Source organism: Microcoleus sp. CAWBG58 (assembly GCF_020883045.1).
Lineage (GTDB): Bacteria > Cyanobacteriota > Cyanobacteriia > Cyanobacteriales > Microcoleaceae > Microcoleus.
On record NZ_JAHRFA010000149.1, the window covers coordinates 1 to 8,162 of the forward strand.

Here is an 8,162-nt window from a genome sequence, read left to right on the forward strand (position 1 = left end):
AATTCATGGAGTAGAAGCTAGAGGACAAAAGGGAAATTACACCACGCAACGTCTTAAGTTTAACTCCAATTAGGTAACTTAATATTTTGTTACATAGATTGGTTTTTTCCCGCCTACCTACTTATCTCGGGCATCTCCTTTGCTCGATTCTAGGTAATTGATGCGAATCGGGCGATCGACAATGCTTTCCATCGTCTGAATAACTTCTGCCAAAGCAACTCGACTTCCCCCTCCAATATTAAATATTTCCCCGACAGATTCCGGCACTTTAGCGGCCGCTAAATTAGCGGCAACGCAATCGCTGATAAAAGTAAAATCTCGCGTTTGCAGTCCGTCTCCGTAAATTGAAATCGCTTCGCCGCACAAAATTGACTTAAAAAATATGTGAAATGCCATATCGGGACGCTGGCGAGGCCCGTAAACAGTGAAATAGCGTAGGATGGTTGCGGGAACGCCAAAATTGTGATGATAAAGCGAAGCCAAACGTTCAGCGGCTAATTTGGTAATCCCGTAGGGAGAAACTGGTTGAGGGCAGGCAGTTTCGGAAGTAGGAAAAGTTTCAGCATTGCCGTACACCGACGAAGACGAAGCCAATACAAACTTTTTCAGTTGCGGTGCATCTTTGGCGGCTTCTAGGAGTACCTGAGTTGCATTGATATTGCGTTCCGTATAGCTGCGGAAACCGTATCCCCAACTAGCACGGACTCCTGCTTGGGCTGCTTGGTGGTAAATGACTTCTGCATTTGCTAATAGCGGTTTCCAATCCAAAGATAGGATATTGCCCTCAATTAGTTTAAAATTTGGATTTTTTTTCAAAATGAGCGAGATTTTTTCTCTTCAATTCGGGATTGTAGTAATCGTTGACTTCATCAACTCCGATTACTTGTTCACCTTGGTTTAAAAGAGTTTCGACTAAGTTAGAGCCGATAAAACCTGCCGCGCCTGTAACAATATTACTCATGGGTTGATTGTTGATTCTTGATTGTTGACTTCAGCATATAAAGCCTGGTATTGCTTTCAGGATATGTGGCAGGTCATAATTAACCATATTTTCTCGTCCGCGCTTGCTCATATGTTGAGCTTCCTCTGGATGGTCTAAAATCTATGCCATTGCTGTGCTATTCCGTTGATATCTCCCAACTTTACCAGCAAACCATTGCCATTTTCTAATAAATCACGAGTGCCTCGAATTTCTATACCGATGACGGGGACTTCGATGCAGAAAGATTCCATGACGCAATTAGGAAGCCCTTCTTGAGAGGAAGCAATCAGAGTAGCTACTGAGGTACGAATCAAAATGGGGATATCTTGTCGCAAGCCCAAAAAATGTACTTGCTTTTGAATTCCTAATTCTGATGCTAGTTCTCGCATTTCCTCCAAAATTATGCCATCTCCGACCAAAGCTAAGTGTACTTGAGGTCGAGCTAGTTGGGCAAATGCCTTGAGAATATTGCCAGGGCGCTTGCGGGGAATAAATTCAGCCACCGACAAGAATAAAGGGTTTTCCGACTATAGTCATGGGCTGGAGATGAAACATCGGGGGCAACGACGAGGGATTGCCCCTAGGAAATGCTACAAATAGAGTTGCTGAGTTTTTGCCACCTGTACCAGTTGGGTCAGTATTGTGCAAAAAGTGCGTGCGATCGCGCATCGCATTTGGTTTAAGCTAAGACAGAAAGGGCGATCGATCTAATGCCTGAAGTGCGATCGCCCGATCGACCTCTAGCGGCTTTCGGTACTGCTAGGAACAGCCTCTAGATTGGCATCAGCATTAAACACAATCACAAAGTGAGCATTGGGGATTAACTGTCGGATAATCCGCAGATGGCCGTCAGCATCAGAATGCCTGAAAAACTGGGCTACAGTGATTCGCTGCATATTGGGCAGCAAACGAACTATCAGCCACCTGTTGAGGCGGTCTTTATAAGGCATAATAAACATGGTCTCCATTTAGTGTTGGATTTGTCGCACGGGAATGGTCGCCAAAGCCAGTTCAATGCTTGTCGAGGGCGCGGACTGGCTTTTGACTTTTTTTTCAGACTTGGTGTCTGTATCTAGATTAAAGCATCGACTACATATAGTCAACTGAATACATATAGTTAACTGAATTAAGTACAGGACAGATAATGACGCTGGGGCAAAAGCTAAGAGAAAGACGTGAAAGTCTAGGTTTAACTAGGATACAAGTGGCAAGGGCGTGCAATGTTGTGGAATCCACGGTGATCAACTGGGAGATAGACAGACACGTACCCAAGCTTTACCCAGTACAGATGAAAGCCCTGTGCGATTTGCTGAAGTTTACGATCGAAGATTTGGTGGAGTAGTCTGGGGAGTTGCAGCGGGTGGGTTGGGCGATTCACGCTCGGGATAGCTACGCACGCGCGTACTTTTGGCCGTAAGGGCGATCGCACTTCATTTTAACTAAGCCTGCTAAAAAGTAAGGATTAAACTGTGCAACTGATATGAAAAGCGGTATCATAAAATTATCGATAGCTGAGCAAATTGTGATGAATATATCTTTGACTCCAGAACTCGAACGGTTAATCCAAGAACAGGTAAAAAAAGGTAGATATTCCTCAGTGAGTGAGATGGTAGGGGAATCTTTACGGTTGTTGTGGGAGCGCGATCGCATTCGAGAGAAACGTGTTGCTGAGTTGAGACAAAAAATTCAGGTAGGAATAGAAGAATTAAATCGCGGTGAAGGGATTGATGGCGAAGAAGTATTTGATGAAATCGAGGCAGATATCTGTCGAATAGAAGCTCAAATGCAAGCAACAGAGGAAGTTAGATAATGGCTGGGTATATTTTAGCACCTTCAGCAAAGCGTGATATGAAGGAGATTGCAGGCTATATTGCCCAGTTTAACCCCGATTCTGCTAGGAGACTCACACAAGCGATTAAGCAGCAGTGCAAATTGTTGGCTAATTTTCCAAACATGGGGCGAAATCAGGATGATTTTGAGCCGGGATTGCAGAGTTTTCCGGTAGAGAATTACTTGATATTTTATCGTGCTGTTGGTGAGGGAGTTGAAATTGTGCGGGTGTTGAGTGGCTATCAAGATTTAGAAGCAATTTTTTATGGTGATGAAGGAAATTAAGTTGCATATTCATTCAGTGGGTGAGTGTGAGCTTATTTAACCTGTTTCGAGCTTTTAATTCTAGTTCAAACTAATGTTAACCACCCGTTATCTCCGAATGACATCTGAACCCAACGGCGAAATAGTTCCACAGCAATACAATAGCAACCATTAAATTTTTTAACAACATCGTGGCGTTCCAGAGTTTTTAATGCTTCCTCTAAACTCATCTCATCCATCCCTGTTACTTGACTCAAACTGTCAAGATTCATTCCTTCTAAATGAGGTGCTAACGCTCTTAAAATCTCCTGTTGTCCCGATGCGCCTTCGGCTGCTTGACCCCAAACTCCTGTAAAATAGTAGCGGCCTCTGGAGAAAAATTCCGGGTCATTGATGACTGTTTCTACATCTTCTAGGGTAAAGATTGGATCGCGGGGGCGTCCCATTTCAAATACTCGATCGTTGTAGAGGCGGACTAACAGGAATCCTACCAATTGCGTGAGGTAGGGTTGGCCGTGAGTTAGTTCATAAATGCGATCGAGTGCTTCTGGTTTGTAGTCTAGGAGAAAATCATCATCGGGATTCGCTAAAACTTGGCGAGTTGCACCTAGACTCAGGAAACCGACTTTGATGGGGATAATGCTAGCAAAAAGAGGATTGAAATAATCCCCGGTCATTTCATCCAAGGTGTGCAATCCGGCAAAAGCTAAGGCAACTTTAGAACTCATTTGCAGTATTCCTCGCAAAAAGCCGATAAAATCTGGGTTTATTTTCCCAGCATGAATCAATTCTTCAATTTTTTCAAACTCGTCTAAAGCAACGATTAATCCACCTTCGATATTAGTTACTACTTGTTCGATGTAGCGTCCAAAGGTGAGATAGGGTAAATCGAGTAAATCGCGATCGGCTGGAGGTGCAATCTTGACCGTTTTGCTAATGGCATCGGTGATGAATATCAGCAGTTCGCCGACTCCTTGAGAGCAATCTCCTACTCGCAGCAAATTGACATAGGCCAGCTGTACCTTTGCTCCCAAGCAGTTGGTCGCATTCAACAAAATCGAAGTTTTCCCCATCCGCCGATGACCGAATAGAGCCACAGATTGCAGGTTATTTCCCGGTACCCACAACTCCTCTAGCTGTCTGATGATATCTTCGCGGCCGACAAACAGATTGCCTTGGACTGGATCGCCAATTACATAGGGGATACTCACAGGTTTAGTAATTGAAATATCTGCCATTTTTACTGTTAATGTAAGTAATATTTCTAGCCAGTTTTCGGTGATTTTAATAATTAATTTTACTTCAGGTTCTGGTAAAATATCTGGACGATCGAGGAGAGTTTCAAGTGCACTTAATGCTCGGTTGAGGGCAAGACAACGGGCAGAACGAGATACGCTATTCTGGACGACTTGGACATCGGCAATTACCCGTCGTAGAGATGCAATTGCTTGCCAAGTATTCTCGCGTAGCCGAGGTGGATTTGGGGAAGGTGGCAGTTTTAGGGAAGCAATTTCGGCGAGTTCTGCTGCTTGGTGAAAACCCGTGAGAATTTCCGCTAAGGCCAACATCTCTTCTCCATAAAGCAAATCTCGCACTACAGCGAAAGCTACAGAAGCTTTGTCTGGTTGTTGTTCGTGGAGATACCAGAAACCAGCGGCAGAGGCACGGGCCGGAGTATCTAAACGCATTTCTGTTTGAAAAAGAGCTTTAATTTGTTGTTTCCAAGGTGTGATGATGAAAAAACCTGCTACTGCTTGTGACTTCATTACTTCACTGAGAGAAGCTGAGGCAAAACGCACTAAATTCCAATCATAAGGATCTTGTGATAATTGAGCGATGCGATAGATAAGTTGCTCTTTTGGTGTCTCTGCTAGAACGCGATTTACAGCTTTAACAACTGGGATAAACTGAAGGGTAAATTTTAGTAGTTCGTTAATGTTTTGCAATCCTGTTTCCCAATCTCGCCTCAGCCAATTAGTTATTTGAGAAGAAAGGTAGGGAAGGGGAAGTGGGGTAATGTGAGGAAATTGTCTGTTTTGCTGTTGACGCTGGAGTAGAGTGAACGGTACAGCGAAAAGCCAATTTTCAGGACGTGCGATCGCCATACTGAACGTCACGCCGGATGCTACGCCGAACGTCACGCCGGATGTCAGACCCAACGCCACGCCGAACACCAGGCCAAACGCCACGCCGGATGCCACACCGGATGCCACACCGGATGCCACGCCGAACACCACGCTGGATGCCACGCCCAACGCCATACTGAACGTCACGCCGAACACCACGCCGAACGTCACGCCGGATGCCAGACCCAACGCCACGCCGGATGCCACGCCGAACGCCACGCCGGATGCTACGCCGAACACCACGCTCAACGTCACGCCGGATACCACGCTCAACGTGACCCCGAATGCCACGCCTGACCAATCGATAGAAACACCTATTTCTTCCGAAAGCCTACTCAAGCCTATGGGGATAACAATGATTAACATCAAGGCTTGTAGCATCAACTGACGTTTGACGGAATTTTGACGCAACCACTCCCACTTCTCTCGCCAGGTTTTGGCATTTTCTAAGCTAGATTTACCCCCAAAGGTAGACTCGTACCACCGCAAAGCTTGAGGAAAGTAAAACACCCAATATAACAATCGCAGGTAATCTAAAGGATTCCACAAAGAAAGAGGGCGCTTCAGTTTGGGAGCTAAATCTAAGCGAGGAATAGGGGGATGGTTTTGATTCATATTCAGTAAATTAACCATGATTTCTGTAGGGGCGGGTTCGCCAACATTCATGACAAAAATCGACAATTTCCTAAACCCGCCCCCACCCCACCAACCAAACAAATGTACCGCAAATTTATTGGTAAAATGTGAATGCAAATCAGGGGTGGGGAATGAATGTAAATTTCGGGTGGGGAGGGCAGGTTTATGAGGTTGTCTGTTTTTGGCGATTGTTGTTGGTGAACCTGCCCCTACAAGATAATGTGAATGTAAATTTCGGGTGGGGAGAGGGCAGGTTTATGAGGTTGTGTGTTTTTGGCGATTGTTGTTGGTGAACCTGCCCCTACAGGATAATGTTAATGTAAATTTCGGGTGGGGAGAGGGCAGGTTTATGAGGTTGTGTGTTTTTGGCGATTGTTGTTGGTGAACCTGCCCCTACAAGATAATGTTAATGTAAATCTCGGCTGGGGAGTCTGTTTTTGGCGATTGTTGTTGGTGAACCTGCCCCTACTGGATAATGTGAATGTGAATCTCGGGTGGGGAGGGCAGGTTTATGAGATTGTCTGTTTTTGGCGATAATCGTTGGTGAACCTGCCCCTACAGGATATTCGATTGTGCGATCGCCCATATTTTGCTTTATACATTATTTTAGGGTGATTTAGCCTCGTTGAGATAACCAGCATAAGTTTGATAGCACAACTGCATTAATTTCTGAGGATAGCCGCCGCTTTCCGCAATTAACGTCGCAATTTCTGCCTCTGTAAAACTCACGGGTTGGGGAACAGGTGTTAACCAGTCAGCCTGGAGGCGACTAGCAATAAATTCGCGGCTGATTTTTTCGTCCCATTGCTTCAGATTTTCCTCAATGCAAATCCCTTTGAAAGGAGATGTCATATTTTGGTCTTCACTGTCAGGAAAGAGGATATCGAGAGGGTTGCGGGCAGAGACAACTAGACGCAATGGGCAATTGGTTCCCTCGGCTAAACTCCGCAATTGGCCGCGTACTTGGTTCGTAAATTCATCGGAGGTCATTTTCTCAACTTGATCTAAAAGTAACAGGAATCGGTGCGATTCTAAAGCCCTTTGTAGTTGATATCCTTTCGCTGTCTCGATCCCTGCTTTGTCGCACAAAGCACGGTAAAAATCATCTTCATCGCAAACATTTCTTAAATCGAGATAAATCGGTTGGCGCGGATGACGGAGTTGAGTTGGTGCTTGTCGGTAAATGGCTTGTAGGAGGGAACTTTTGCCGATCGCCCTTTCGCCTATAATTGCTACACTACTACCACTGTTCAGCGTCTCGAACACCCGCCGAATTTCCCGTTCTCTCCCAAAGAAAAATCGCCGATCGTCTATCTTACCATGCTGGGGAATAAACGGATTATTGCGATCGGAATCATCCAGTGCGATCGAAGAAACCGGGTTTTTTATCGAATCTACGGGCTGTAACGCGTCTTTTCGTGAAAAAAACCCGGTTTCTGGGCCCCCATTCGTAGTTGTATTGGATTCTTTAATGTCTTGCCAATCTAATCCTAAAGCCTTGCAAATTCCAACAAAATACTGGCGTTTGACTCTGTTGCTAGTGAAAAAATTATTAACTGTTTGAAGACTGATGCCTGTCTGTAGACTTTTGCCTTCCCCCATTAAAACACGATCAGCTATGTCTTGGCGACTCCAGCCTTTATCTATGCGAACCATTTCTGCTTTTTCGATTCCTGCCTTCGATGCTTTGATAGATTGCGGTGGCATAGCTGAATTACAAACCTTTTAAGTATTGTAGCAAACGCTCGCCAACCAAACACATCCCAAACTCAACCAAACTCATACCAATCAAACCCATACACACCTTGGATTTCAAGGTTTTGCCCTTTACGATTAAAACATCACCAATCAAAAGGTAGCAATTATGAAAGCTCAACCAAATATGACACCTGCTAAATCCAAATCCACTAAAATGACTCCTAAAAACACTCCTCCTCAGCTTCCCTCTCCTTTCGAGAAAGTCTTCGCAACTGTTGTCTGTATTACCTTACTTTCTGGAGGCGTGTCTTTATTCCTTAGTACCGAAGATCAGCTATCTCCCCAACAAGCTAGCATTTTTGAGACTTCCAAGGATACTTGGAATATGGGTATCGGTGCAATTTTCGGACTTTTAGGTAGTAAAGCAGATGATGATGATGAGTAATCTCTGATGATTTATTTGCCCAAGTGCGATCGCCCTTAATCTCACTTCCCTTAATTACTGTAGTTTAGACTAAAAAATGAGCGCAGCTAAAAGTAGCCACCTTTGAAGCTCAGGCAAGCAGTTGCTCAAAAACTCAAAAAGTAGAAGATTAAATAGCTAATCTTGAAGACTTTTTGCGCCG

At 44.6% G+C, this 8,162-nt stretch carries 7 protein-coding genes and 2 pseudogenes; 4 read left to right on the forward strand and 5 right to left on the reverse strand.

Going from position 1 to position 8,162, the window contains the following annotated elements; genetic code table 11:
- Positions 1 to 126: 126 nt before the first annotated feature.
- From QZ918_RS32395 to QZ918_RS32405, 3 genes and pseudogenes are all read right to left on the reverse strand, one after another.
- Positions 127 to 961 (reverse strand): annotated as a pseudogene (locus QZ918_RS32395) (NAD-dependent epimerase/dehydratase family protein); the annotation flags it as partial.
- Positions 962 to 1,095: 134 nt separating this feature from the next.
- Positions 1,096 to 1,494, reverse strand: a pseudogene (locus QZ918_RS32400) (glycosyltransferase); the annotation flags it as partial.
- A 228-nt stretch (positions 1,495 to 1,722) separates the two neighbouring features.
- Positions 1,723 to 1,932: a hypothetical protein gene (locus QZ918_RS32405; protein WP_293343036.1), complete on the reverse strand. Its 210-nt coding sequence runs from the start codon at positions 1,930 to 1,932 to the stop codon at positions 1,723 to 1,725.
- 194 nt (positions 1,933 to 2,126) lie between these two features.
- Here QZ918_RS32405 and QZ918_RS32410 point away from each other — a divergent pair, with 194 nt between their 5' ends.
- From QZ918_RS32410 to QZ918_RS32420, 3 genes are all read left to right on the forward strand, one after another.
- A complete protein-coding gene (locus QZ918_RS32410; protein ID WP_293343038.1) occupies positions 2,127 to 2,324 on the forward strand; it encodes a helix-turn-helix transcriptional regulator in 198 nt (65 codons plus the stop codon).
- Between the two features lie 183 nt (positions 2,325 to 2,507).
- Complete coding sequence (locus tag QZ918_RS32415; protein WP_293343041.1) at positions 2,508 to 2,792, forward strand: type II toxin-antitoxin system ParD family antitoxin; 285 nt, start codon at positions 2,508 to 2,510, stop codon at positions 2,790 to 2,792.
- Positions 2,792 to 3,097 (forward strand): type II toxin-antitoxin system RelE/ParE family toxin, encoded by a 306-nt coding sequence (locus tag QZ918_RS32420; RefSeq protein WP_293343044.1) that lies wholly within the window; start codon positions 2,792 to 2,794, stop codon positions 3,095 to 3,097. The genes QZ918_RS32415 and QZ918_RS32420 overlap by 1 nt, the downstream gene beginning before the upstream one ends.
- Positions 3,098 to 3,162: 65 nt before the next feature.
- Here QZ918_RS32420 and QZ918_RS32425 read toward each other — a convergent pair whose 3' ends face one another.
- On the reverse strand, positions 3,163 to 5,868 hold the full coding sequence (locus QZ918_RS32425) for an ATP-binding protein (protein WP_367275484.1): 2,706 nt from the start codon (positions 5,866 to 5,868) through the stop codon (positions 3,163 to 3,165).
- Between the two features lie 576 nt (positions 5,869 to 6,444).
- Complete coding sequence (locus tag QZ918_RS32430; protein ID WP_293343047.1) at positions 6,445 to 7,545, reverse strand: ATP-binding protein; 1,101 nt, start codon at positions 7,543 to 7,545, stop codon at positions 6,445 to 6,447.
- A gap of 157 nt (positions 7,546 to 7,702) precedes the next feature.
- Between QZ918_RS32430 and QZ918_RS32435 the strand changes: the two genes are divergently transcribed.
- Positions 7,703 to 7,981 (forward strand): hypothetical protein, encoded by a 279-nt coding sequence (locus tag QZ918_RS32435; RefSeq protein ID WP_293343050.1) that lies wholly within the window; start codon positions 7,703 to 7,705, stop codon positions 7,979 to 7,981.
- The last annotated feature ends 181 nt before the right edge of the window (positions 7,982 to 8,162 follow it).